This window comes from Trinickia sp. HAY1-2D (genome assembly GCF_056754935.1).
In genome coordinates this window covers 773,789-797,269 of sequence record NZ_JBPGWX010000002.1, presented here as the reverse complement: position 1 = coordinate 797,269, position 23,481 = coordinate 773,789, and the positions used below count along the sequence as shown (strand labels likewise).

The following is a 23,481-nucleotide window of genomic DNA, read 5'->3' as shown; positions in this document are numbered from 1 at the left end:
TCGCCACCATGAACATCGATACCTGGATTACCTGTTTTCTCGCCTCCTGGATCTTCTCGCTATCACCGGGTTCAGGTTCCGTATTCTCAATGACCAACGGGCTGAACTATGGATTCAAACGCGGGTATTTCGGCGTGGTCGGTCTGGTACTCGGCCTCTGGTCGGTATTTTTCGCGGTAGTGGTTGGACTGGGGGCGGTAATTCAAGCCTCGCCCGTAACGTTCAATGTGATCAAGTGGGCTGGCGTCGCCTACCTCTTTTACCTCGGATTCGGCCAGTGGCGCGCCAAGGGCGCGCCGATCGATGTCGCGCGCACCGAGACGCCCAAGATCGGCGTCCTCAAGCTCGTCGGCAAAGGCATCGCACTGAACTCGGTGAACCCGAAGGGTTACCTCTTCATGCTGGCCGTCATTCCGCAGTTCATCGACTCTAACGCCCCGCTGACACCGCAGTACATCGCTATCGCGCTGACCTTCGCATTCACCGATCTCGTGGTGATGGCCGGCTATACCGGTCTCGCCTCGAAAGCGCTCGTCTACCTGAAAACAGAAAAGCACATTGCGATGCTGAACAAGACATTCGGTTCGTTGTTCATGCTGGCAGCGCTCGTGCTGGCGACGTTTCAGCGCGTGGTCCACTGAGCCATGAGCCGGTCCATGATACGCCATTCCGATCCGCGCACGCCTGAACTTTGTGCAGGGCCGGCGGTGCACGAGCTGGTGCGCCTCAGCTGCGAGCGTTACGCCGATCGAGTAGCCGTTGAGGAACTCGGGCAGGCCGTGCACTATGCCCAGCTCGCGCAACGGATCGACGCGATGCGATCACGCTTGGCAGAGAAGGTCGCGCCAAGCAGCGTCGTTGCGGTCGTGGGTCACCGAAGCGTCGAGACCATCGTGGCCGCTTTAGCTGTCTGGTCGATCGGCTGCGTGCTGATGAACGTCGATGACGGTTTGCCGGAGGAACGCCAGCGCCTGATGTTCGGCAGCGTCCCGCCTGCCGCAACGATACGCTGCGGCGCGACCACGCAACTGGAACTGGCCCAGGCGTCACCGGTCCGCTTCGCGCCCGTCGACATCGACCACGCCTATATCGCGTTCACCTCGGGTTCTACCGGGCACCCCAAGGCGATTCTGGGCAGTCATCAAGGTATGTCTCACTTCGTGCAGTGGCAGGGTTGCGAGTTCGGTATTGGCCCGCAACATCGCTTCGCACATCTGACTAACTTGTCGTTCGACGTCTGGCTAAGAGACGCCTTCACGCCGCTTGCCAACGGTGCAACGCTGTGCATTCCCGACCATCGCCATCTTGGCGCGCGCGATCTCTTCGATTTTCTGGAGACGCATGCCATCACCGCCATGCACGTCGTGCCATCGGTTGCCAATCACTGGGTCAACAGCGCGCCCGCGCGTCCGCCAATCGCCACGATGCGGCTGGCCTTCTTTGCCGGCGAACCGCTGGAAGGCGTGCTCGTCCGGCGATGGCAAGCGCGCTTCCCATCGTGCGAAGTCGTCAATCTCTACGGTCCGACGGAAACCACGCTCGCGAAGCATTTCAAACGCGTGCCTTCGCAACCGGTCGATGGCGTTCAGCCTGTCGGCCATCCGATCCCCGGATCGACAACGCACATCCTCGATGAGCAGTTGCGCCCCTGCGCGGACGGAGTCGTGGGCGAAATCTGCATCGAGACGCGCTGGCATTCGCATGGTTATCTGCATGAGGCTGGCCTGCGTGCGCCGTTCGTAGACTTTCAACCGCCGGATGGACCTCCCCGCAGCGTCTATCGCACGGGCGATCTGGGCCTGCGCAACGCCAGTGGAGAGATTGAAATCCGCGGCCGTCTGGACGACCAGGTCAAGATCAATGGCGTGCGCATCGAACTGCTGGAAGTGAAGTCCGCAATCGCCTCGTTTCCAGGCGTTCGCGACGTCTTTGTCTGCACGACGGGAACAGGCTACCAGCGCAGCCTCGCGGCCGTCCTCGAGGCCACGCAGGAGGTGATCGCGCCGCTGATGGGTCACCTTCGCCAAACCCTGCCAGCCGCAATGGTGCCTTCGCGCGTACTGACGCTTGCCACATTGCCCCGATTGCCCAACGGCAAACTCGACCGGACCGAGTTGTCCCGTCTCGTATCGGAGCCGCCGCCGGCGGCGCCGCCGGCGGCCGCGCCGCTTCGCACGAGCGGCGCGACGGCGACAGAGCGGCTCGAGTTGCTATGGAGAGCCGTGCTGCGTTCCGACTCGGTCCATCCGCATCGCAACTTCTTCGAGTCGGGCGGCACATCGTTGACGATAGTCGAACTACACGCCCGCATCGAAGAGACGTTCCGGATCCGGCTTCCGATCGTGCGGCTCTTCGAGCACGCCACCCTCGCGTCGCAAGCCGCCATGCTGGCTGGCGATGCGAGTCCTGGTACCGCGGCCGCGCCGCGAGCGCATACCGCGGTACACGCCGTGCGCGCGCAAACCCTGGGTGCACGCCATCGCCGCACCCGGCAATCGCAATTTCAATGGAGCGAGCGTCAGAATCCTGACGCTCAGGCTTGAACTATGACCCTCTCTGACTGCGAATATGACGAAGACGCCATCGCCATTGTCGCGATGGAATGCCGTGTTCCCGGTGCCGATAACGTCGACAAGCTCTGGGAACTCCTACTGGAAGATCGCTGCACGATTCAGGAGCTGAGCGACGATCAGCTCGCCGAGGCCGGCGTATCGCCAGAGTTACGATCGCACCCAGACTACATCAAGCGAGCAGCCGTTCTGGACGACGTCGACAAGTTCGATGCAGCCTACTTCGAGATGAGCGGACGCGAGGCCGACGTGCTCGACGTGCAGCAGCGGATGATGCTGGAAGCCACGGTGACCCTGCTCAACCGTGGCAACATCGATCCGGCTCGTGCAGGAAAGCGCATTGGCGTTTTTGCGGGATCGAGCTTCAGTTCCTACTTGTTCGGCGTGCTGGAGCAGCCGGAACTCGTCGATGCGCTGGGCGAAATGCTGATCCGCCACGGCAACGACAAGGATTTTCTCGCGAACCGGATTTCATACAAGCTGGATCTGCAAGGCCCGAGCGTCAACGTCCAGACGTCCTGCTCCACCGGCCTGGTCGCGGTCCATAGCGCCGTGCAAAGTCTATTGCTCGGCGAATGCGATCTGGCCATCGCGGGTGCGGTCCACATCAGGCTGCCCCAGCACGCCGGCTACAAGTACCAGGCCGACGGCGTGCTGTCGCCCGATGGCGTTTGCCGTCCGTTCGACGCCGACGCTCGCGGCACCGTCTTTACCAATGGCCTTGGCCTGGTTTTATTGAAGCGGCTGGGCGATGCCGTCGAAGACGGCAACGATATCGTCGCCGTCATCGGCGGATCGGCGATCAACAACGACGGGGCGAAAAAGGTGGGATTCACGGCGCCCAGCGTGAGCGGCCAGCGCGAAGTGCTCGCGCAAGCACTGGCAGTGGCAGGCGTATCGCCGGGCCATGTGCAGTTCATCGAGGCACACGGCACCGGGACCCGGCTCGGCGACCCGATCGAGATCGAAGCCATCCGTCAGGCCTACGGGCTCGAGGGCAGGCCGTGCGCGATCGGCTCGCTCAAGGGCCACTTCGGCCATTTCAACATCGCTGCCGGCGTAATCGGCCTCATCAAGACCGCCCTCGTACTGAAAAACGGCATCGTGCCCGCGACGTTGCACCTGCAGCGCGTGAATCCGCAACTTGGACTGGACGGGTCGCGCTTTTTCATCGCGGACCGTCAGCTTCAACTGGACATGAGCCAGACCCGTCATGCAGCGGTGAGCGCGTTCGGCATGGGCGGGACCAATTGCCACCTCGTGCTGCGCAGTGCGCCCGCCGTGCCCCCGACTGCACCGGTCAGTGCCACCCGCGCGCAACTCTTCACGTTCTCGGCCAGATCGGACGCGGCCCTCGATCGTATGGCCGCATTGCTTGCCGATCAGTTCGAGGCGGCACCCGAGACATCGTTGGCAGACGCGGCCTACACGTCGCGGATGTGTCGTCCGCAGCTGCCCGTAAGAGCTGCCGTGGTCGCTCGAAACGCCCTGGAGGCAGCCGCGCGGCTTCGCTCGCGCGACTTTGCGCGCAACCGCAACGCCTGCCCGCCTCTGCTGGCGTTCGTGTTTGGCGGACAAGGTACACAGCGGCTTGGCATGGGCCGGGCTCTGGCCGCCGACTGGCCCGTATACCGGGACCATCTGGAGCATGCAGTGCATGCGCTGGACCCGGCTGGCGAAACCGGCCTCCGAGCCTGTCTGTGGGAGGCCACGTCCGACGCTGAACTTCTGCCTACGGATATCGCCCAGCCGCTTATCTTTGCCGTCGAGTACGCACTCGCGCAAGCGTTGATCGATAGCGGCGTGCGGCCCGACTACCTCATGGGGCACAGCCTCGGCGAAGTGGTAGCAGCCTCGGTCAGCGGCGTCTTCGATCTCGAGACCGCGGGGCTCATCGTCGCTGCGCGGGCTCGCCTCATGGCGGCCTGCGTAGCGGGAGCAATGCTCAGCGTGGAACATCCGGAGCCGTTCCGGCCGATGCTCGATGCGGGGCTACTCGCGCTGGCGGCGCACAATTCGCCCCGGCAATACGTGCTGTCGGGGTCGCTCGCGGACATCGAAGCAGCCGAGGCGATGGCCCAGGCATGCGGCCTCGCACATCAGCGGCTCAACACGTCGCATGCCTTTCACTCGCCCATGATGGCACCTGCTGCACGCATGTTCCTCGATTATCTGCGCGACGTGGACTTCGGCACTGCACGCATGCCCATCGTCTCTAACGTTACGGGCCGACTGCTGACCGAGTACGAGTACCGCAACCCCGCGTATTGGTCCGACCATCTTGTCCGCACGGTTCAGTTCGCCGCGTCGGTCGATACGCTGGCCGATCTCGGCGTGCGTCACTTCATCGAAATCGGACATGGTCATGCGATGGGCAATCTGCTCCGCGGCAACCTGCGGGAGCGCGCGGCCCAAGAAGCCATCATCGTGCCGGCGATCGCCAGCGTGGACCATGAATACGCGCATTTCCTCGAAGCGGTAGCGCTAGGCTGGACGCTCGCGCCGGACGTCGACATCGATGCCCATGTGGACGGCCGGCGCAAGATCTCGTTGCCCGTGTATCCGTTCGCACGAGATACCCATTGGGTGCGTCCCGTGATCGGTTTCCAGCCGCGCCGCCAAGCCGTGCCTGTCGAATCGGAGTCGGTCCGTCCGTCTTGCGTCGCGTCCTCCGAGGCTATTCCCGCCGCAACCGATGGCGCCGACGCGACCGGCGTGCCGGCTGCCAATCAAACAGTCGATGCGAGCGAGTCCAATCCCGTGGAGGGCCCGGTCGCCGACATCTATCGGACATTCCTCGGCGGCACGGAAATGAGTACGGCACTCAGCTTCTTCGAGCTCGGTGGCAACTCCTTGCTGGCTATCCAACTGGTCAATCGGCTACGGGAAACGTTCCAAGTGGACATTGCCTTGCGCAGCTTCTATGAGCGCAGCTCGATTGCCGCTATCTCGCGCGAGATAGCCCGCCAATTGCTCGAGGAGCCTGCCAATGTCTGAATCCGCTTCGCTGTCCCGCGACCAGGTCGCTCGTCTGACCGCCAGGCTCGAGCGCGTTGGGGTCGCCCTGGACAGAGTCGAGAGCGAGGCCCCAGCGCGCACTGCCCTGCCCGAGCTGGGCATCATCTTCTTTTCCGGACTCACGCCCGGCCTCGGCCCTTACGAGCTTCTGATCGATGTTGCCCGCTTCGCGGACGAAGCGGGCTTCAACGCGATCTGGACCCCCGAGCGGCATTTCACCGAGGTTGGGGGGGCTTATCCGAATCCCGCACTGCTCGCCGCGGCGCTGGCTACCGCGACACAGCGCGTGCGCCTGCGAGCCGGCAGCATCAATCTGCCGCTGCATGACCCGCTACGCGTGGCGGAGGAGTGGGCTGTCGTCGACCAGTTGTCGAACGGTCGTGTCGACATCGCGATCGCGCCCGGTTGGCACGTGCGAGATTTCGTGCTCAAGCCGGCAAACTTTCACAATAAGTTCGACATCCTCAATGATTATCGAGAGCAGTTGCGCACGGCGTGGCGAGGTCAATCCATCGAGCGCCTCGATGCGTTCGACCAGCCTCATGCGATCGTCACTTATCCACGGCCAGTCCAGCCGGAGTTGCCGATCTGGCTGACCACATCGCAGCGCGAGCAAGCGTGGGAGTTCGCCGGTCGCAGCGGCTTCAACGTACTGACTGCGCTGATCAATTTCGGCCCCAAAGAGCTGGAGCGCCGCATCGCAATCTATCGTGCGGCCCGCCAAGCCGCGGGATGGGACCCGGACGCGGGCGTCGTTTCCTTGATGCTGCACACCTATGTCGATACCGATGCGCCTCGTGCTATCGAGCGAGTCCGCCCCGCGTTGACCGAGTATCTGAAGTCATTCGTTTCGCAGCATCAGAGCGCCGATCGGGCCGGTGCCAGCGACAAGGTGCGAACGCTCCAGAGCCTGGGTAACGATCGCGACGACTTCATCGAGATGGTCTTCTCGCGTTATGTGGACACGAGTTCGTTGATCGGCGACCTCTTGGAAGCACAGACGCGGCTCGAAAACTTCCGCCATATCGGAGTCGACGAAGTGGCGTGCCTCGTGGACTTCGGCCTCGACAAAGCTCATGTGCTCGACAGCCTGCGCTTGCTGTCCCGACTGCTCGGACATCGAAAAAAATGAAGCTCTTCGCATTTCAGGGGCTGCGCCCCCGGATCCACCCCGACGCCTATGTTTTCGAGGACGCGGTCATCATCGGCGATGTCGACATAGGGCCGGGTGCCAGCATCTGGCCAGGCGTCACCATTCGCGGCGACAAGGCCCGTATCGCCATTGGCGCGAACAGCAATATCCAGGAGCATGCGATGCTCCATGCCGACCCCGGCTATCCGCTCACACTCGAAGAAAACGTGACTATCGGACACGGCGTGATGCTGCACGGCTGCTACGTCGGGGCGCACTCCGTGATCGGCATCGGCGCGATTCTGCTGAACGGGTCGAAGGTCGGTTCATGCAGTCTCGTCACGGCGGGTTCGCAACTGGGCGCCGGTCCCGAGTTTGCCGACAACAGCCTGATTTCCGGCAATCCGGCTCGCGTACTGATGACGCTCGATGCCAGCGACATCGAAGGGCTGCGGGACACGGCAAGGGAATACAAAGCGCTGGCCGACGCTTATCGTCGCGATCTGCATCGCTTAAAGCCCCACGAGATCGAGGCGTGTTTCGGCGTGCCGGCGACGTACGGTCATGAGCGTGCATAACGGCATGCGGCATCGCCCGCTCCTGCGCATAAGCGCGAATGCACACGATAGCGCGCGCTCCCGCCTCCTTGTCTGCTTCCACCCTGCCGGAGCGGGCGCATCGACCTTCGCGGGCTGGCCTGTCGAAGACAAGCTTTACGCGGATCTCGCGCGCGTGCAGTTGAAGGGCCGGGAAGACCGCCACGCGGAACGGCTCGACGATACCTTACCGGCACTCTCGGACGAGATTGCGAGAGCTCTCGATCGCACCGGGCATCGGGATCTCGTCCTTTTCGGACATAGCATGGGAGGCACCCTCGCGTGGTGGGTGGCGGCCGCCCTTTGGCAACGCCACGGCCGGCATTGCCGGTTGATCGTTTCCGCTCAAGCGCCCGGGCTGCCGGCGGCGGTCCGTTCCTGGCGTCGCGGCCATCTTCCCGCCTGGTATGCGAGCCTCGGCGAGCCGTGGCCTGCCGCATTGGACGATCCGGAAATGCAGGCCATCCTCTGCGCGACGCTGGACGCCGACATCGCATGGATGCGACGCGAATTCCAACACCCGCTTCCAAGACCGCTACCTCTGATCGTGGACGGCCTCGCTTGGGAAGCGGACAAGCTGGTGTGCCCGCAGGACATGCTGCGCTGGCAGGCCGCAATCACCGGACGATTCACGCTTCACACGCTGCCGGGCGGGCACCTCGAACTGTGCGCGCGGCCCGCGTCCACCCTTGCCTTGCTACGCCGACTTCTCGACGAGGATTGCCGACATGTGCTCGCTTCCAACGCTTGACCGCTTGCGCATGCGCGGCGAGATTCGCATCGGTTTTCAGCGGCATACTCCGCCGTTTTCGTATGCGACGCGGGAGCAATGGCCGATCGGTTATTCCGTCGCGCTGGCAACCGAGGTGACCGACGCGCTCGCCTCGCGGTTGGGCGCACCGTTGCGCATGCTGCCTGTCGAGGTCACGTCCAGTACGCGCACGGCTCGACTGATCAGCGGCGAGATCGACATCGAGTGCGGCTCGACCACGATTACCGAGGCACGCCAACGCCATGTTGCGTTCAGCCGCCCCATCTTTCATACCGCGCATCGCTTGGCGCTCAAGGCAAGACGTTCGCTCTCGAGCCCGCACACGATTCGCGTCACGGGCATCACCGGTTCGACTAGCCATCGCGCACTGCTCGACGCCAGCGGTGGCCGATGCACGCCGCACTTCGTGGGCCGCCCGAGCATTGGCGAAGCATTCGACGCGTTTGTCGAGGACGACGAGATCGACGGCATCGTGGCCGATGAGGTCATCCTCGCCGGTCTCATGCCACGCGCTCATCAAGGCGGACTCGTGCTCGCAGGGCAGCGTCTCGGCAGCGAGCACTACGGCTTCATGATGCGGCACGCCGATCACGCGTTCCACGAGGCAGTGAACCACGCACTGGGTGCCGTGCTGCAAGCGCCGGATTTCGCCCGTCGCTACGCTCGCTGGTTCGATCGTCCGCTGCCCGGTCTCGGATTCAGCCTGGGCCTGGACTTCGAGCGCCAACTGCCTCACCTGACCCGGCCAGGTCCAGAATCGGCCGCCGGATCGCTTCAGATACCCCCCACTCGTCATCCTCGAGGAAGTACATGAAAGTAGGCATTCTCGGCTTCGGCAATGTTGCGGCCGCCACCATGGAGAGCTTCCTGGCCAATCAGGATCTCATTCTTGCCAAGGCGCGCGCGCCCATCGAGTTCGTCCGCATCGCCACTCGCACGCCATCGCGGGCGCACGGCCGCGCACCGGCCGGCTGTCAGATCGGCAACGATCCGCACGCTCTCGTCGACGACCCGCAGGTCGACGTGGTGATCGAGCTGACCGGCAACGTGCCGCTCGGACGCGAACTGGTGCTGCGCGCGCTTGCCCACGGCAAACATGTCATCACCGCCAACAAGGCGCTGCTGGCCCATCACGGCGCTGAAATCATGGCCCATGCCGCGCGCGCCGGGCGCCGTGTGCTATTCGAAGGCGCTGTTGCCGTGTCGATACCCATCATCAAGACGCTGCGCGAAGCGGCGGCGGCAAACCGGATTTCATCGGTGGTGGGCATCCTCAACGGCACCTCCAACTACGTGCTCTCGCAGATGAGCGAGCACGGCGCGGATTTCTCCAGTGCACTTGCCGAAGCACAGCGCCGGGGTTATGCCGAAGCTGATCCCACGCTCGACATCAACGGCGAGGATGCAGCTCACAAGATCACACTGCTGGCGTCGCTTGCGTTCGGCGTGCCCATCGACTTCGAGCGAGTCCGTTTCAAAGGGATCGCAGACATCGAGCGCGAAGACATAGGATACGCGAAGCGACTCGGGCATCAAGTGAAGCTCATCGCGCAGGCGAAGCTTGTCGGCGATGACATGGCAATCCGCGTGCAGCCAACCCTGGTGCCGGACCGTTCCATGCTGGCCCAGGTGGGTAGCTCGATGAACGGCATCGCGTTACGGGGCGACCTGCTCGGCTCGGCGTTTCTGTATGGATCGGGCGCGGGGGGCAAAGAGACGTCCAGCGCCGTTCTCGCCGATCTGCTGGAACTAGCCAATGGCAGCGACTCCGACACCGCCACCGGTGCCTATAACATGGGCTTTCGCGACGCCGCGCCCGCGGCGGCGCTAGCCCACGGTACGCCGCAGTGCATGGAAGCGTTTTACATTCGGCTTCGCCTCGACGACCGCGCGGGCGCGCTAGCCGAGGTGAGCCGCGTGCTCGCCACTGCGAGCATCTCGGCGCATTCGCTGCTTCAGGATGCCGCGCAGGGCGAGCTAACGGATCTGGTCGTCATTACTCACCCTGTTTCCGAGGATCGGCTGCGCAGTACGCTGCCTCAACTCCAGCGCGCGGCCGGCCGCGATCACCCCGTGGTGGTGCTTCCCGTCCTGGAGGATTGCGGATGTTGACGGGAGGAGGCTCGAGCCCAAACATGGCTGCCACGAGACTGCGATGGGCTGGACTCGGATCATGATCCTCGTCGTTTGCGGCAGCCCGCGCTCGGAAGGGCAGACGAGCCGGGCTTTGCATCTGCTCGAAGAACGATTTCAGCGGTCCGGTCACCCGACAAGGCGCGTGTGCGTGGGCACTTTCGATCTGCCTATTTATGGACTCGGCAATGGCGGAGCTGCCGATCTGCATGCATGGCGCCAAGTGGTCGACTCCGCCAGCGCGTTTGCAATCGGAAGCCCGGAATATCACGGCAGCTTCAGTGCGGGGCTGAAGAATCTTCTCGATCACCTCGATAGCCCGCTCGTCGCAGGCAAGCCCGCCGCGCTGGTTGCGGCTTCTGGCAGCCCGCGCGGCGGCATGGCCACACTGGCAGCCATGCGTCATGTGCTGCGCTCGCTACACGTCCCGGCCATCGTGGAGCAGTTGGCCGTCTGCCCGCAGGACAGGGATGCGACGAGCGGCCGCTGGTCGCACGAGTTGCTCGCGCAAGCCGATTGCGTCGCTGCCGGTCTGCTGCGACAGATCGGACACGCGTGATAGTATTGCGCCGCCAGTAATCCGAAGCGAGGAAGTTCAGCGTGAGCCCAGAGCGTAATCTCGCGGTCTTGCTGCGCGACATGGCCCCCACGCTGACGTCGCCGCGTTACGTCTTTTGCGCTTTCCCGGATCATCGCCTGCCGGATGGGGTCGAGGCTATCTGCCTGTTCCGCGAAGCCGAAGGCCTCACCGCGATCGTCGAAAAGACGTTAGCCGAAGCGCTGGGATTGTCCTGGTCCTTCGAATCGCGATTGATCACGCTCGAGATCCACTCCGATCTCGCCGCCGTGGGCTTTCTCGCCACGGTTTGCACTGCGCTAGCCCGCGCCGGGATTCCCTGCAACGCCGTATCTGCCTACTACCACGATCACATCTTTGTTCCGGTGGATCAGGCTGTACAAGCGCTGCAAGTGTTGCGATCCCTCGCCACCCATCCTTCATTTCCCTCTACCCTTGCTGCCGACGACTGAAGTCCAGGCATGCTCGCCAGTTGAGCATCATCAGCATGGCGCGGGCGCTCGCCGCGATGAGCCAGACTGTCGGTCCGCGAAAATTTCTAAACCACGATTTGCGCCAAGAGCATCCAGATAGAATGCCGCGCGGCAGGTCATGCGGGCGCGATGCAAGCGTGCCGCGACCTTCGATGCAATCTTTCTGATCAACGGCGTTGCGATGACTTTTCAGACGTTAGGCCCGGCTTTCGTATCGGCGGATGCAACTCTGGTTCACAAAGAGTTCGCGGAACGCGGCTCGAACGCGATGGCTCGCGGCGATATCGACCCGGTGCGGCCTGCGTTCGACATTGCATTCGACTGGGCACTCATCATGCTCGCTACAGCGTTCGTTTGCCGCTTCGGCGCGGCCGCCGCGTTGCCCGCACTTGCCGTGATTGCGAACCGACAACGCGCGCTCGGCAACCTGCTGCATGAAGCGGGACATCGAAATCTCTATCGAGCGCCCCGATGCAACGACTTCGTGGCCAAGACGTTGCTTGCACCGGCGTTGCTGATCGATCTGGAACGCTATCGCGCCACGCATGCCCGTCACCACGCAATGCTGGGGATGCCGGCACACGATCCCGACTACATCGGCCCGGGCACGGTCCGTTTTCCCGATTGGCCGGGAACCTACTGCCGGCTGCTGTTATCCCGGAGAAGCTGGCTCGCCTCTCTGTTCGGTCACGTGATCGACCGCAATGTCAGCGCAATACGGCGCCTGATGCTGGTCGCATGGTGGATAGCGGTGTGGAGCTTGCTCGCGTCGATCGCCGGCGTTCGGTACGCCGAGGTATTCGTCGCGTCATGGTATCTGGCAAAAGCGACGGGCTTTCACGCCATCACGGTGTTGCGCGAGATGTGCGATCACTACGGCCTGCATCCGGGCGGCATCTATTCGTTCACGCGAGACATCGTTGTTCGTCGCCCCTGGCGCTGGCTCGTTCACCCACACAACAACGGCTATCATCTCACGCACCATCTGATGCCCTCGGTGCCGTATTACCGGCTGCCCGCTGCGTGGCAAGCAGTGTCGCAGTTGCCGAGCTACCGTTCGCGCAGCATCGTATGCACAGCGTATTTTTGGGGACGCGGCGCCGTTGTGCGCCTCGCGCAAAGTGCGGGGCCTGGCAATGCGCGATGAACGCCTTGGGCCGCTGCAAGTTGCGGCATTGCTGGTTTCGGCGAGCTATGGCATCGGCTTCCTGTTCGGCTCGGGAGAGCTCGCGGTGTCGTATGGCATGGCCGGCTGCCTCTATCCGTGGCTCACCGCAATAGGCATGCTGCTTCTCGCATTGCTGGCAAGCCGCGTCTGGCAATTGGGCATGCCGCTATGGGATGTCTTCGGACGAAGCTATGGCCCCGCCGTCAAGCGGTATGTCGCCTTGCTCTCGATGATCTGGATGACGGGCGTGCTCGCCGCGCAGATCCAAGGGGCAGCGACGACACTCTCGCTGACGAGCGTCTCGCACCCGCTGTCGTTGCCAATCGTGCTGACGCTCATCGTCATCGCGGCGCACCTGCGCCTCGGACTCGCGTCGAAGGTGTTCTCCTTGTGTCTGCTGGCGAGCAGTGTCGTGCTGCTGGTCGCAGTCATCGACCTGCGCGGACTCGATACTTATCTGCATGCGCTCCCGCGCTTTGCCGCCGACTTACCTCGCGTTGGCAGCGCACAGGTCGCGACCATGACGATCGCGGTCGTCTTTCTCGTCCTGACGGGAGCCGACTACCAGCAATTCATCATCGCGGCGTCCAATCGTGCCGATGCCCGGCTCGGATGTGCGCTCGCCGCCGTCGCACTGATGATCGTAGGCGCGCTGCCGGCGGCTGCAGTCCTTGCCGCGATGAACGCAGGTCTCGTCGCCCACACGGTCAACGCGAAAGAAGCGATTCCGCTGGTCCTCGCCCACATGTCGGATCGCCTGGGCCACGGCGCCGGCGCAGCGATGCTGCTGACGCTGCTCGCCGCGGCGCTCGGCTCCGGCGCCGCTATCGTTCGCGCCATGACCGACGCCGTCCTTGCACTTTCGGCCGCGCCGCGTGCCCATGCAAGGCTTCGAGTATCGATCGCCCTCGTCCTGCTCGGGGGTGTGGTCGCGACGCGTGGGCAGGCGATCGTCGAAACGATGGTCGATCTGAACATCGTCTACATTGCCAGCATTGCGCCGCTATTCGCATACCAGTTGCTGAAGATCGATGTGCCGGCGCTCGCCGCTCAGCGCTCTTTGCTGGCAGGCTTCGCGGTATCGAGCGCGCTTTATGCCACGAAATGGATGGGTTTCGTCAGCGGACACGTTGAAATGACGTTCCTGGGCGCCGGAATACTTGCGTCGGTCCTCGCATTGGAAATCCACCGGGTGCGCGAGCCTGGCAGCGCAAGCTAGCTCGACGCGGCGCTGGCCTCCCTGGCGTCGCCAGCAGCCCCGCATTGCCGCCCGTCCGGAGCCAGCGCGGTCCGCGCGAACTCCACGACGAACTCAGTGACTTGCCGCGCCAGAGGCGGCTCTTGTTGCCAGTGGTGCCAAAAGAGTGGAATGCAGAGTCCCTCCTGCGGCGCGAGATCGACGAGCTGGCCCGAAGCCAGCAGTTCTTCCGCCTGCTGGGCGGGAATGAGACCGTATCCATTGCCGCTGCGAATCGCATTGAGCAGCGCGCTCGGCGATGGAAAGTAATGGCGAGGAAACTGTTTCAGTTCGACACCAAACTTCGATTTCAGGAAGGTGTCGTGAAGGGAGTCCTTGCGATTGAAGAGCACCGCCGGCGCCGATTTCGCGTCATGCGGTGTCAACCCGCGTGGAAAATAGTGCTGCGCGAACGCGGGCGCGGCAGCGCACCGGTACATCATCGAGCCCAGCGCAATCGCGTTGAAACCCTGCGAAGGCTGGCTTTCGGTGGAGATGCACCCCGTGACATCTCCTCGCGTCAGCATGTGCCGCGTATGATCCTGATCGTCGACGTTGATTTCAAGCGCCACCGGCAGTTGTCGAACAAGCGCTTCCGAGCACCTGTCGAACCACGTTGCGAGGGAATCCGAATTGACGGCAATCGCGATCGGCGTGCGCTCATTCCGTGAGGTGCGCAGCTTGAGGCTGACGTAGACATCATGCTCGAGCAGGCGCAAGGCTTTCACGTGCCGCAGCACGACTTCGCCGGCAGCCGTCGGTAGTGCGGGTCTCTCGCGCACCAGCAGCACGGTGGAAAGCGCTTCTTCCAGGGCCTTGATGCGCTGCGATACGGCGCCACGGGTAATGTGGAGCGCATTGGCGGCCTGCTCGAAACTCCCGTTTTCGGTTACCGTCGCAAACGCCTCAAGTTGAAACCGATCAAGCATAGTGCACCCTCGTGAGCATTTTTATGGGGTTTTTAGCGGTGCACTATATTCCACCCTAAATCGGCATTTCAGCTCACAAAATTAATTTGATGCGCGCATTAAAAATCTTTTACCGACGCTCGATGCGCGCAGCGCCCCTCAACGCAACCCACCCGCGGCCACGAGTTGTTCGCCCGTCATCCACCGCGAATCGTCGGACGCGAGAAACACCGCAACGCGACCGATGTCGTCAGGCTGCCCCGTGCGCCCCAGCGGGGTCTGGCTGACCGCCTGAGCTTCCATGTCGGAGCCGATGACACCCGCACTGTGCGTACCTTCCGTCACGACAACGCCGGGATTGATCGAATTGACGCGGATGTTCCGCGGCCCGAGTTCGCGCGCGAGCACACCGGTGATAGCATCGACCGCGCCCTTCGTTCCGCTATACACGGCGCTTGCCGGCGGAACGATGCGCGTGACGACGGAGCTGATATTGATGATGCTGCCGCCCTCGCCGAGATGCTTGGCCGCAGCTTGCGTCGTCAGCAGCAGTCCGAGCACGTTGACGTTGAACTGCTTATGGAAATGCTCTTCGGTAATAGCCTCGAGCGGAGCGAATTCATAAACACCCGAGTTGTTGACGAGAATATCGAGGTGGCCGAACTGCGAGATCGCAGCATCGACGATGGCCTGTGCCTCGGCAGCCTTGGATACATCTCCACCCACCGCGACGGCTTTGCCGCCTTTCGATACGATCGCATCGACGACAGCTTCCGCGCCGGCGCGGCTGCTGGCGTAATTGACGACGACGGCGGCGCCTTCGGAGGCGAGCGCCTTGGCAATACCCGCGCCAATGCCTTTCGATGCGCCGGTGACGATTGCTACTTTGCCCGATAGCTTGCTCATGGTGCTTTCCTTTACGGTTCGTAATCGATGAAAGATGTCCGACGCCGAGTCCCTGGTTCGACACCGCGATACGGACAGAAAACACCGTGAAGTTAAGCCCGCCCTCCGATCTGATAAAGCGGACGGCGGCGAATTAACCGCTCGCCAAACTCGAACAATCGCCCAACGCCAAACCGGGCGTGCGTCGGGCAGCTCGCTCACGCCTCGCTGAAGGCCGCGCTGCCGGCTTTGGCATCCTCATGGATGCCATCCAACTCCTGCAGGACCTCCAGAAACCGCCGAGCCCCAACGGTCTGGGCCTTCGTGCGCCACATCGCGTGAATCTCGACCGCAAGCGGCAGCCATTCGATCGATTTGAAAACGACGCCCGGCGGGTTCATCCGCCGCATGCTCGCCTGCATGATCGCCGCGCCAAGCCCAGCACTGACGAGCCCAAGCGTCGTGGAGACATGGGCCACCTCGAATTGGATGTCGGGCTGGAAGCCGCTCGCGGCACATGCCGCAAGGAACCGTTCGCGCGCCGCGGGGTTCAGCGCCTTGGGAAGCGCGATCCACGGCATGCCGTCCAGGTCGGCCGGCAGCACCGCCGGCCGCGCAGCCAACGGATGATCGTCCGCCAAAGCCAACACGAACGGCTCGCGCGAAAGCAGCCGCGTGCCGAACGCAACCGCCTGCGCGGGCACGTTATAGGCAAGCGCGATATCGATCGAGGCGCGCTCGAGTGCCTCCGCCTGCTCGGCCGAACGCATCGCGGCAAGTTTGAGACCGACGCGTGGATACTGCGCGCGAAAGCGCCGCAACGCCGCGGGCAATCGCCCGTTGTGCACGATGCCTTCGCAATAGCCGATCGACAGGGAACACATTTCGCCCTTGCCCACCTGCCGAGCGCGTTCCTCCAGACGGCTCGCCTGCGCGAGCAGATCGCGCGCCTCGTCGAGAAACGCGCGGCCCGCCGGTGTCAATCGAACGCGTTGCTTGATCCGCTCGAACAGTTGCAGACCCAAGTCCTCCTCGAGCTGTCGGATCTGCCGGCTCAACGGCGATTGCGAAATGTGCAACCGCTCCGCGGCCCGCGCAACATGCTCGGTCTCGGCGACGGCCACGAAATAGCGTAGCTGCTGCAGTTCCATCTCGAACCTCACTTAAGACTGCAATAGCATCAACTGTGACGAATTAAGTCTTGGACGGCATTATATCTGCCGCTCTAAGCTTTCGTCTCGATAACCTGTCGTTGCTCGCTGCGCTCATCGGTCCAATCCGGCCGCGCAAGCGCAGCGGCCACCTGACGACGTACCTTCATCGAGAGTGACTTCCATGGAACGCCCAAGACCCGCCATCGCATACGGCGTACTGCTCACGACACTCGTCCTGCTCAGCGCCAGCGGCCTCATCGCCTCCGACATCAATCTACCGGGCATGCCGCTCGCCGCCCATGAATTCGGCACGCCCATCGCAGCACTGCAGCACACTTTCAGCATCTATGTCATCGGCCTTGCCATCGCACAAGCCGTGTATGGGCCGCTCTCGGACGCATTCGGACGCCGCCGTCTCGTCATGGGCGGTATGTTGCTCTACACGGTTGCATCGATCGCCTGCGCATTGGCGCCGGATGTCGCGACCTTCGGTGTCGCGCGCATCGCACAGGCGCTCGGAGCCGGCGCGGGCATGGTCATCGGCCGTGCCATCGTCAGCGACATCTTCGATGCGAAGACCGCCGCGCACACCTTCACCACGATCATGCCGATCGTGGGCGCTTCGCCGGCCCTCTCCCCGCTGGTGGGCGGCTATCTGACGACTTATATCTCGTGGCGAGCGCCGTTTTTCTTCACGGCGGCGCTCGGCCTAGCGGCGCTTGCACTGCTCGCGATCTACATCCCCGAGACTGTGCCGAAGTCGAGCCGCCAACGCTCGGTATGGCGCACGTTTGAAAGCTACCCGATGCTGCTCGCCCAACCGCGCTTCTGGTCCTATACCGTGAATCTTTGCGTGGGCTACGCCGGCTACCTGGGCTATCTGGCTGCTTCGCCCGTCCTGCTCGAGTCCATGGGACTCAACGCCAAGGCCATCAGCCATTGCTACATCAGCCTTTCGCTCACCTATATCGCAGGCAACCTCGTTTCGCGGCATTTCGCCAGGCGCTATGCGCTGAACCGGCTCCTCGGCGTCGGCTATCTGCTGTTCGCGCTGGGCGCGCTCGCACTGATCGGTCTCGGTGTGGATGGCGTGAGCACGCCGTTGCCGATGATTCTCGCCATTTCCGTCATCACGCTCGCCAACGGCTTTCTGGTTCCGTTGTCCTTCGCCGGCGGCGTGACGAGCTTTCCTTCGAACGCCGGCGCGGCGTCGGGACTGATGGGCGCCATGCATCTGACGGCGGGCTCGCTGGCCATCTATGCAATCGCGGCACTGCCTGCCACCGTGCTCGCCCTGGCTCTTTTCGTTGCCGGCGTGGCCACGCTCGGCTGCATCGCTTTTCCGCTTCTGCTGCTGCGTTCGGAACGGCCCCGAACCGTTACAGCCGTGGCTGCGGCCTGCCGAAGCTGACGAGGTCAATGGCGTGCGGACGATCGCCAAGCCTTATCGCCGCACGTCGCTCACGCGCTCTCGCGCACGATGAGTTCGAAACCGAGATCGACAGCCGGCCGGGCAACGCGCTCGTTATCGATGAGGGCCAGCAGCAATTGCGCGGCGATGCGGCCCATTTCAGCGCGCGGGGTGCGCACCGTCGTCAGTCGCGGCACGGAGTCCGCCGAGCCGGCAAGATCGTTGAAGCCGACGATCGCCACCTGCTCCGGGACGCGCACGCCATGGCGGCAGGCCTCGTATAGCGCACCTTGTGCGAGGTCGTCGTTGCCGAAGAAAATTCCGTCGACATCCGGCCGCCGCTTCATCAACTGCAAAAACAGCTCCCCACCGAGCCTGACCGACGAGGGCGCCGGCGTCATGACTTCAAGGTCGGCGTCATAGATCCCGCGCCGCTGCAGCAGGCTTCGAAAGCCTTCGCCACGCTGCATCATCCGCAGATCGAGTTGGGCGGCGACGAACGCATTGCGTTTGCAACCGCGCGCAATCAGATGCTCCGCCACCGCCTCACCGGCTTTCGTTTGCGAGAAGCCGACACAATAAATACCGTTCGCCGACGCAAGCTCCATCATGTGGACGCACGGCACGCCGCTATCGGCGATGAGCCGCCGGGCCGTCTCCGTGCGATCGAACCCGGTCACGATCATCCCGCTCGGCGGCGACGCGAGGTAGTGCCGCAACAAATCCTCTTCCGCGTCGCGCGAATAATGCGAGTTGCCGATCAGCATCTCGAAGCCGCGCGGCCGCAATACTGCATGGATCGCTTCGAGCGCATCGGTGAAGACATTGTTCGATAGCGACGGAATCAGTACGGTCACATCGTGGCTACGAGCGGACGCGAGCGCCCGCGCCGCGGAATTGGCCACGTAGTTGAGTTCGCGCGCAGCCGCCTGCACGCGCGTCGCGTATTCAGGCCCGACCGAAGCCAGCCCACGCAATGCACGCGACGCGGTGATGGTGCTGACCCCGGCGCGACGCGCCACCTCCTCGAGGGTCGGCCTGCCCGTGGCCCGGGTTTTCCTGGGTGTCGAAGTTGTCATCGTTCGGCTAGGATAGCGCTGTCTTATCGTCTGGACAACGCTAAAAGCGAGGCGACGAAACGCTGATGCTGATCCGCGCGAATTCCTCCAGACATAGCTCCACGGCCCCATGAAAGGCCGATTTTTTAGCGCGCGGAAGACAGCGCTATCTCAAGCAGCGGGAGTGCAGATCAATGAACCCGGCGATTTCAGCCATCGTCGTCATGGGCGTGGCAGGCTGCGGCAAGACGAGTGTCGCCAAGGCGCTCGCCGAGCGTATCGGCGGCCACTATATCGAAGGCGACGCGTTTCACCCGGCCGCAAACGTCGACAAAATGTCGCGCGGCGTCGCCCTCACCGATGCGGATCGTGCGGGCTGGCTCGACAGCCTGGCGGCGGAACTGCTGCGGGTCGCGGCGCTCGGCGCGCGACCGGTGCTCGCCTGCTCGGCGCTCAAGCGCCGCTATCGCGAACGGCTGCGCACGGCCGTCCCCTCGCTGGGCTTCGTGTTCCTCGACATCCCGAGACAGCAGGCGCTCGCACGCATTGCGTCGCGAGCCGGCCACTTCATGCCGACCTCGCTCGTGAACAGCCAGTTTGCCGATCTCGAGCAACCGATCGACGAACATCCCACGCTGACGCTCGCCGCCACGGCGCCTCTCGCGGCCATCGTCGAGCGCGCCGCCCTCTGGTGCGGCGATCAAGCCACGCAGCCGATATTTTTGTCACGCGAAAGATAGCGCTATCCCATAGAAACCAGCCGGCTGCGAGTGCGTGACACCGCAGACCGACACCACAGCAATCGAATTCGGGGACCGCCTCGGAGTTTTCGGGAGACAGGAAGTGACCACAACGGCAAGCAGTCAAATGACCAAGCGGCGCTGGGTAATCGGCGTGCTGCTCGGCATCGGCGTACTCATCAACTATTTCGACCGCATCAATTTGTCGGTCGCGGCCCCTCAGTTGAAGGAGGCGTTCAACCTCACTCCGGCGGAGATGGGCCTGCTTTTCAGCGCATTCTTCTGGCCGTACGCGTTGTTGCAGGTGCCGGCTGGGATCGTGCTGGACCGCTTCGGCGTCACCCGCGTCGGCCGCTGGGGTGCGTTTCTGTGGGGACTGGCCTCCGCCGTGACGGCTTTCGCAGGCGGTTTCGGCGGCATTTTCGCCGCGCGCGCCATGCTGGGCGTCGCCGAGGCACCCGGCTTTCCCGTCAGTTCGAAAGCGACCGGCTACTGGTTCCCGCGCAGCGAACGCGGGCTCGCCACGGCGATCTTCGATGCGGCCGCCAAGTTCTCCAATGTGATCGGCGTGCCGCTCGTTGCCTTCGTCGTCGTTCGCATGGGCTGGCGCTGGGGCTTCGGCATCACGGCGTTGCTGAGCCTCGCGTACTTCCTCGCCTTCTTTCTGATCTATCGCGATCCTAGCCAGGACCGCAAGGTCAATGCTGCGGAGCTGGACTACATCCGCCAAGGCGGCGCGACGCCGGAAGGTACGGCGAGCGCGAGCGTGTTCGGCATGCTGGGCTACTTGCTGAAGAAATCGAAAGTCTGGGGGCTCACGATCGGCTTTGCCGCCTATGGCTATTCGTTCTATTTGTTTCTCACCTGGCTGCCCGGCTATCTCGTGCATACGATGCACATGAACATTCTGACGTCGGCCGAATATGCGGCGATTCCGTGGGCGGTCGCGACCGTGGCGGACCTCGTCGTGGGCGGCTGGCTCATCGATCACCTGATTCGCCGCGGCCACGACGAAACGCGCGTACGCAAGGGCGTGCTCGTGGTCGGCATGCTGTTTGGCCTCGCTGTGCTGGGCGCAACGCAGACAACGAACCCCGGCTGGGCGATCCTCTGGATCTCGATCGCGCTCGGCGGCCTCGCCTCCGCCGCGCCTGTCGGTTGGTCGCTGCCCTCGCTGATCGCACCGAAAGGCGGTGTGGGCACCATCGGCGGCATCATGAACTTCGTCAATAACCTGATGGGCGTGGCCGCGCCCATCGTCACCGGCTACATCGTCGGGTCGACGAACTCGTTCACCAATGCGTTCATGATCGCGGGCGTGATCCTCGCCATCGGCATCGTCTCGTTCGTATTCGTCATGGGCCGCATCGAAGCGATCCCCGAGCCCGAGCAGCAAGGCGCGCGCGATCGCGCATCGGTGGCCTGAGTCGCCCGGCGCTCACAGCGCATCGAGCGGAATCTTCAGATACCGAACACCGTTCGATTCCGGCGCGGGCATGGCGCCCGCCCGGATGTTGACCTGGACAGACGGCAGAATCAACGTGGGCATACCGAGCGTGCTGTCGCGGCGCGTGCGCATTTCGACGAATGCTTCCTCCGTAATGCCGTCGTGCAGATGAACGTTGGCATTGCGCTCTTCGGCCACCGTGGTTTGGCAGCACGGTTCGCGCGAATCGGGCGGGTAGTCATGGCACATGAACAGACGCGTCTCGGGCGGCAACGACAAAAGCCGGCGCACGGACCGATAAAGCGTGTGCGGGTTGCCGCCTGGAAAATCGCAACGGGCCGAACCGACATCCGGCATGAAAAGCGTATCGCCGACGAAAACCGCGTCGCCTATCTGGTATGCGATATCGGCCGGCGTATGCCCCGGCACATGCATCGCACGCGCCGTCAGCGCGCCGATTGCGAACGTCTCGTCCGCGCCGAAAAGGTAGTCGAACTGCGTACCGTCCGCCGGCACGTCCATCCCCAGGTTGAAGATGCCCTTGAACGTGCGTTGAACGACCTGAATGGCCTCCCCGATCGCGATTTTGCCGCCCAGCTCCGCTTTGAGGTACTGCGCCGCCGATAGATGGTCGGCATGGGCATGGGTTTCGAGCAGCCACTGGACGCGCAAGCCGTGCTCGCGCACGAAGCCGATGATGCGATCGGCCGATGCGCGTGACGTGCGACCCGATTTCGGATCGTAGTCGAGAACCGAATCGACGATCGCGCAATCGGTCCCATCGCCCGAGTGAACGACATAGCTGAATGTGGACGTGGCCGAATCGAAAAAAGGTTCGACGAAGGGCCGCATGACAACCTCCAGTTCGTTCGAGATGTGTTTGCGCGACAATATATCAGCCTCGGGGACGATGAGGCCTTCGTCGCCGGCATCTATCCCGACAGTCGTCGAACGCGCGACGACACACTCAGCGCGATTGCCGCCGGAGCAAGGCCGCGAATGCGAAGCCGCCGGCGATAGCCGTGTAGACCCACACCATCGAGCGCGGCGACAGATGCGACTCGAAGCCCGGCGTGAGCCGCTTCGGCACGCAGTGATAGTCCACGGCATAGGCAGTCGCGGCCGTCGCCGCGGCCACTGCCAGCGTCGTGCCCACGCGTTTGCGTGGCGACCTTGGAACGAGCGCTTCGAACAATACGCCCCAGAACATGGCGGCGCACTGGTGAATGGCCAATCCCAGCAGGGTATGGCGGACACTGAAGCATGTCGCGCGTGGGGCTGCATCGGGCCATAAGGAATGCGTCACCGCATTGATCGGCGCATAGACGGTCGTACCGTCGATGCGCGCCCGCCTTCCGGCCGTGAGGGCCGACAGCGCGCCGGCCGTCGCGCCCGATGCCGCGACGTGCCGGATCAAAGAGGAACGCTCGCTCGGCGAGAAACGGCGCATGGCCTCGCGCAGCAAGGTTTTACATTCGCCGTCCAGGGCGCATCTCGTGTTCATCGCGAAGCGTTCCTTTTTTCAAGTCCTTTTTCGGCAAGCAACGTCGTCCATGCCGCGGGACGCGATGCTGCGGTAGCGCTACTGCTTCGTCGAGGATACGCTTTTTCCTTCGCTATCGACGAGGTTGACCGAACGCCCCTTGCCGCCGGTTTTTCCGCTCGCCCCCGAGGTCGATGCGACGGTAGCCGGCAGTTGGGCATTCGGATCCGTCACGACGAGGCTCGTCGAAGCGGACGTATAAGCGCCCGTGCGCGCGAGTTCCGACGCATCCTCGAGCCAGGAGGCGGCCCACCGCGAGTAGTCGTGGAGACTGGACCAGCTGCATCCGACGTTATCGGCCACCGTCTCGATTGCGATGTTGCTTGCGTGGCCCCAGTAGGCCAGCGCCTTTTTCAATGCCGCCTGACTCTGCGCGGACGGCAATGCCAGAACCCAGTCGAGCGATCGCGTCGACAGCACTTCATCGGCGATTTCCTTTTGTTCCGCGAGCGTCGTCTTGACTGTCTGCACATTCAGCTGGGTCATACGCTGCAGGCCGTCGAGGGTGCGATCCGCCATATCGCTGAACGAACCGATGGCGGACTTACCGATGCGACCGGCCGATTCGAGTGCGGGTGTATTCATCTTCTTGCTCCGTCGGAAAGAGGTAGGACTCTGTAAAGCGTGCCGCGCGATGCGTCCCGCGCGGCACGCATTCA

General features: G+C 63.4%; 22 protein-coding genes. 15 read left to right on the top strand and 7 right to left on the bottom strand.

Features of this window, described 5'->3' with window-relative positions; genetic code table 11:
• Nucleotides 1–8 precede the first annotated feature (8 nt).
• The 12 genes from ACR9ZC_RS10665 (at nucleotide 9) to ACR9ZC_RS10610 (ending at nucleotide 13,658) form a co-directional block, all read left to right on the top strand.
• Entirely contained in the window at nucleotides 9–641 is a 633-nt protein-coding gene (locus tag ACR9ZC_RS10665) for a LysE family transporter (RefSeq protein WP_481580247.1), read from the top strand.
• A 15-nt stretch (nucleotides 642–656) separates the two neighbouring features.
• Nucleotides 657–2,543, top strand: coding sequence for a non-ribosomal peptide synthetase (locus tag ACR9ZC_RS10660; protein WP_481580246.1), 1,887 nt, complete (start codon nucleotides 657–659; stop codon nucleotides 2,541–2,543).
• A gap of 3 nt (nucleotides 2,544–2,546) precedes the next feature.
• Nucleotides 2,547–5,567 carry a type I polyketide synthase gene (locus ACR9ZC_RS10655; protein ID WP_481580245.1) on the top strand — a complete coding sequence of 1,007 codons (3,021 nt, stop codon included), beginning with the start codon at nucleotides 2,547–2,549 and terminating at the stop codon, nucleotides 5,565–5,567.
• Nucleotides 5,560–6,720, top strand: a complete 1,161-nt coding sequence (locus tag ACR9ZC_RS10650; protein ID WP_481580244.1) for a MupA/Atu3671 family FMN-dependent luciferase-like monooxygenase — start codon at nucleotides 5,560–5,562, stop codon at nucleotides 6,718–6,720. Before ACR9ZC_RS10655 ends, ACR9ZC_RS10650 begins: the two co-directional genes overlap by 8 nt.
• Complete coding sequence (locus ACR9ZC_RS10645; protein ID WP_481580243.1) at nucleotides 6,717–7,298, top strand: gamma carbonic anhydrase family protein; 582 nt, start codon at nucleotides 6,717–6,719, stop codon at nucleotides 7,296–7,298. The genes ACR9ZC_RS10650 and ACR9ZC_RS10645 overlap by 4 nt, the downstream gene beginning before the upstream one ends.
• Entirely contained in the window at nucleotides 7,285–8,067 is a 783-nt protein-coding gene (locus ACR9ZC_RS10640) for a thioesterase II family protein (RefSeq protein ID WP_481580242.1), read from the top strand. The genes ACR9ZC_RS10645 and ACR9ZC_RS10640 overlap by 14 nt, the downstream gene beginning before the upstream one ends.
• Nucleotides 8,045–8,902 (top strand): transporter substrate-binding domain-containing protein, encoded by an 858-nt coding sequence (locus ACR9ZC_RS10635; RefSeq protein WP_481580241.1) that lies wholly within the window; start codon nucleotides 8,045–8,047, stop codon nucleotides 8,900–8,902. The genes ACR9ZC_RS10640 and ACR9ZC_RS10635 overlap by 23 nt, the downstream gene beginning before the upstream one ends.
• Nucleotides 8,899–10,200 (top strand): homoserine dehydrogenase, encoded by a 1,302-nt coding sequence (locus ACR9ZC_RS10630; RefSeq protein WP_481580240.1) that lies wholly within the window; start codon nucleotides 8,899–8,901, stop codon nucleotides 10,198–10,200. Before ACR9ZC_RS10635 ends, ACR9ZC_RS10630 begins: the two co-directional genes overlap by 4 nt.
• Before the next feature lie 43 nt (nucleotides 10,201–10,243).
• Complete coding sequence (locus ACR9ZC_RS10625) at nucleotides 10,244–10,780, top strand: NADPH-dependent FMN reductase (RefSeq protein ID WP_481580239.1); 537 nt, start codon at nucleotides 10,244–10,246, stop codon at nucleotides 10,778–10,780.
• A 41-nt stretch (nucleotides 10,781–10,821) separates the two neighbouring features.
• A complete protein-coding gene (locus tag ACR9ZC_RS10620) occupies nucleotides 10,822–11,250 on the top strand; it encodes an ACT domain-containing protein (RefSeq protein WP_481580238.1) in 429 nt (142 codons plus the stop codon).
• 202 nt (nucleotides 11,251–11,452) lie between these two features.
• Complete coding sequence (locus ACR9ZC_RS10615; RefSeq protein ID WP_481580237.1) at nucleotides 11,453–12,418, top strand: fatty acid desaturase family protein; 966 nt, start codon at nucleotides 11,453–11,455, stop codon at nucleotides 12,416–12,418.
• A complete protein-coding gene (locus ACR9ZC_RS10610) occupies nucleotides 12,408–13,658 on the top strand; it encodes an SLC5/6 family protein (RefSeq protein ID WP_481580236.1) in 1,251 nt (416 codons plus the stop codon). Before ACR9ZC_RS10615 ends, ACR9ZC_RS10610 begins: the two co-directional genes overlap by 11 nt.
• Here the strand turns inward: ACR9ZC_RS10610 and argP are convergent.
• The 3 genes from argP to ACR9ZC_RS10595 all read right to left on the bottom strand — a co-directional run bounded on the left by argP (nucleotide 13,655) and on the right by ACR9ZC_RS10595 (nucleotide 16,620).
• Complete coding sequence (gene argP, locus ACR9ZC_RS10605; protein ID WP_481580235.1) at nucleotides 13,655–14,605, bottom strand: HTH-type transcriptional regulator ArgP; 951 nt, start codon at nucleotides 14,603–14,605, stop codon at nucleotides 13,655–13,657. The genes ACR9ZC_RS10610 and argP overlap by 4 nt on opposite strands.
• Nucleotides 14,606–14,743: 138 nt before the next feature.
• Nucleotides 14,744–15,490: a glucose 1-dehydrogenase gene (locus tag ACR9ZC_RS10600; protein ID WP_481580234.1), complete on the bottom strand. Its 747-nt coding sequence runs from the start codon at nucleotides 15,488–15,490 to the stop codon at nucleotides 14,744–14,746.
• A gap of 197 nt (nucleotides 15,491–15,687) precedes the next feature.
• Entirely contained in the window at nucleotides 15,688–16,620 is a 933-nt protein-coding gene (locus ACR9ZC_RS10595; RefSeq protein WP_481580233.1) for a LysR substrate-binding domain-containing protein, read from the bottom strand.
• Nucleotides 16,621–16,804: 184 nt separating this feature from the next.
• Between ACR9ZC_RS10595 and ACR9ZC_RS10590 the strand changes: the two genes are divergently transcribed.
• Nucleotides 16,805–18,034, top strand: coding sequence for a multidrug effflux MFS transporter (locus ACR9ZC_RS10590; protein ID WP_481580232.1), 1,230 nt, complete (start codon nucleotides 16,805–16,807; stop codon nucleotides 18,032–18,034).
• A gap of 50 nt (nucleotides 18,035–18,084) precedes the next feature.
• Here the strand turns inward: ACR9ZC_RS10590 and gntR are convergent, their stop codons facing one another.
• On the bottom strand, nucleotides 18,085–19,113 hold the full coding sequence (gene gntR, locus ACR9ZC_RS10585; RefSeq protein ID WP_481580231.1) for an HTH-type transcriptional regulator GntR: 1,029 nt from the start codon (nucleotides 19,111–19,113) through the stop codon (nucleotides 18,085–18,087).
• 173 nt (nucleotides 19,114–19,286) lie between these two features.
• On the opposite strand from gntR, the gene ACR9ZC_RS10580 reads away from it, so the two are divergent.
• Nucleotides 19,287–19,832: a gluconokinase gene (locus ACR9ZC_RS10580; RefSeq protein WP_481580230.1), complete on the top strand. Its 546-nt coding sequence runs from the start codon at nucleotides 19,287–19,289 to the stop codon at nucleotides 19,830–19,832.
• A gap of 103 nt (nucleotides 19,833–19,935) precedes the next feature.
• Nucleotides 19,936–21,258 carry an MFS transporter gene (locus ACR9ZC_RS10575; RefSeq protein ID WP_481580229.1) on the top strand — a complete coding sequence of 441 codons (1,323 nt, stop codon included), beginning with the start codon at nucleotides 19,936–19,938 and terminating at the stop codon, nucleotides 21,256–21,258.
• 12 nt (nucleotides 21,259–21,270) lie between these two features.
• Here ACR9ZC_RS10575 and ACR9ZC_RS10570 read toward each other — a convergent pair whose 3' ends face one another.
• The 3 genes from ACR9ZC_RS10570 to phaP all read right to left on the bottom strand — a co-directional run bounded on the left by ACR9ZC_RS10570 (nucleotide 21,271) and on the right by phaP (nucleotide 23,407).
• Nucleotides 21,271–22,131, bottom strand: a complete 861-nt coding sequence (locus ACR9ZC_RS10570) for an MBL fold metallo-hydrolase (RefSeq protein WP_331567921.1) — start codon at nucleotides 22,129–22,131, stop codon at nucleotides 21,271–21,273.
• Nucleotides 22,132–22,246: 115 nt separating this feature from the next.
• Nucleotides 22,247–22,783, bottom strand: coding sequence for a hypothetical protein (locus tag ACR9ZC_RS10565; protein WP_414720180.1), 537 nt, complete (start codon nucleotides 22,781–22,783; stop codon nucleotides 22,247–22,249).
• A 78-nt stretch (nucleotides 22,784–22,861) separates the two neighbouring features.
• Nucleotides 22,862–23,407 carry a TIGR01841 family phasin gene (phaP, locus tag ACR9ZC_RS10560; RefSeq protein ID WP_481580228.1) on the bottom strand — a complete coding sequence of 182 codons (546 nt, stop codon included), beginning with the start codon at nucleotides 23,405–23,407 and terminating at the stop codon, nucleotides 22,862–22,864.
• Nucleotides 23,408–23,481 lie beyond the last annotated feature (74 nt).

Bases quoted from the DNA above. Each gene is read 5' to 3' on its own strand.
- ACR9ZC_RS10665 (WP_481580247.1), top strand. From the start codon at position 9: ATGAACATCGATACCTGGATTACCTGTTTTCTCGCCTCCTGGATCTTC.
- ACR9ZC_RS10660 (WP_481580246.1), top strand. From the start codon at position 657: ATGATACGCCATTCCGATCCGCGCACGCCTGAACTTTGTGCAGGGCCG.
- ACR9ZC_RS10655 (WP_481580245.1), top strand. From the start codon at position 2,547: ATGACCCTCTCTGACTGCGAATATGACGAAGACGCCATCGCCATTGTC.
- ACR9ZC_RS10650 (WP_481580244.1), top strand. From the start codon at position 5,560: ATGTCTGAATCCGCTTCGCTGTCCCGCGACCAGGTCGCTCGTCTGACC.
- ACR9ZC_RS10645 (WP_481580243.1), top strand. From the start codon at position 6,717: ATGAAGCTCTTCGCATTTCAGGGGCTGCGCCCCCGGATCCACCCCGAC.
- ACR9ZC_RS10640 (WP_481580242.1), top strand. From the start codon at position 7,285: ATGAGCGTGCATAACGGCATGCGGCATCGCCCGCTCCTGCGCATAAGC.
- ACR9ZC_RS10635 (WP_481580241.1), top strand. From the start codon at position 8,045: ATGTGCTCGCTTCCAACGCTTGACCGCTTGCGCATGCGCGGCGAGATT.
- ACR9ZC_RS10630 (WP_481580240.1), top strand. From the start codon at position 8,899: ATGAAAGTAGGCATTCTCGGCTTCGGCAATGTTGCGGCCGCCACCATG.
- ACR9ZC_RS10625 (WP_481580239.1), top strand. From the start codon at position 10,244: ATGGGCTGGACTCGGATCATGATCCTCGTCGTTTGCGGCAGCCCGCGC.
- ACR9ZC_RS10615 (WP_481580237.1), top strand. From the start codon at position 11,453: ATGACTTTTCAGACGTTAGGCCCGGCTTTCGTATCGGCGGATGCAACT.
- ACR9ZC_RS10610 (WP_481580236.1), top strand. From the start codon at position 12,408: ATGCGCGATGAACGCCTTGGGCCGCTGCAAGTTGCGGCATTGCTGGTT.
- argP (WP_481580235.1), bottom strand. From the start codon at position 14,605: ATGCTTGATCGGTTTCAACTTGAGGCGTTTGCGACGGTAACCGAAAAC.
- ACR9ZC_RS10600 (WP_481580234.1), bottom strand. From the start codon at position 15,490: ATGAGCAAGCTATCGGGCAAAGTAGCAATCGTCACCGGCGCATCGAAA.
- ACR9ZC_RS10595 (WP_481580233.1), bottom strand. From the start codon at position 16,620: ATGGAACTGCAGCAGCTACGCTATTTCGTGGCCGTCGCCGAGACCGAG.
- ACR9ZC_RS10590 (WP_481580232.1), top strand. From the start codon at position 16,805: ATGGAACGCCCAAGACCCGCCATCGCATACGGCGTACTGCTCACGACA.
- gntR (WP_481580231.1), bottom strand. From the start codon at position 19,113: ATGACAACTTCGACACCCAGGAAAACCCGGGCCACGGGCAGGCCGACC.
- ACR9ZC_RS10580 (WP_481580230.1), top strand. From the start codon at position 19,287: ATGAACCCGGCGATTTCAGCCATCGTCGTCATGGGCGTGGCAGGCTGC.
- ACR9ZC_RS10570 (WP_331567921.1), bottom strand. From the start codon at position 22,131: ATGCGGCCCTTCGTCGAACCTTTTTTCGATTCGGCCACGTCCACATTC.
- ACR9ZC_RS10565 (WP_414720180.1), bottom strand. From the start codon at position 22,783: ATGAACACGAGATGCGCCCTGGACGGCGAATGTAAAACCTTGCTGCGC.
- phaP (WP_481580228.1), bottom strand. From the start codon at position 23,407: ATGAATACACCCGCACTCGAATCGGCCGGTCGCATCGGTAAGTCCGCC.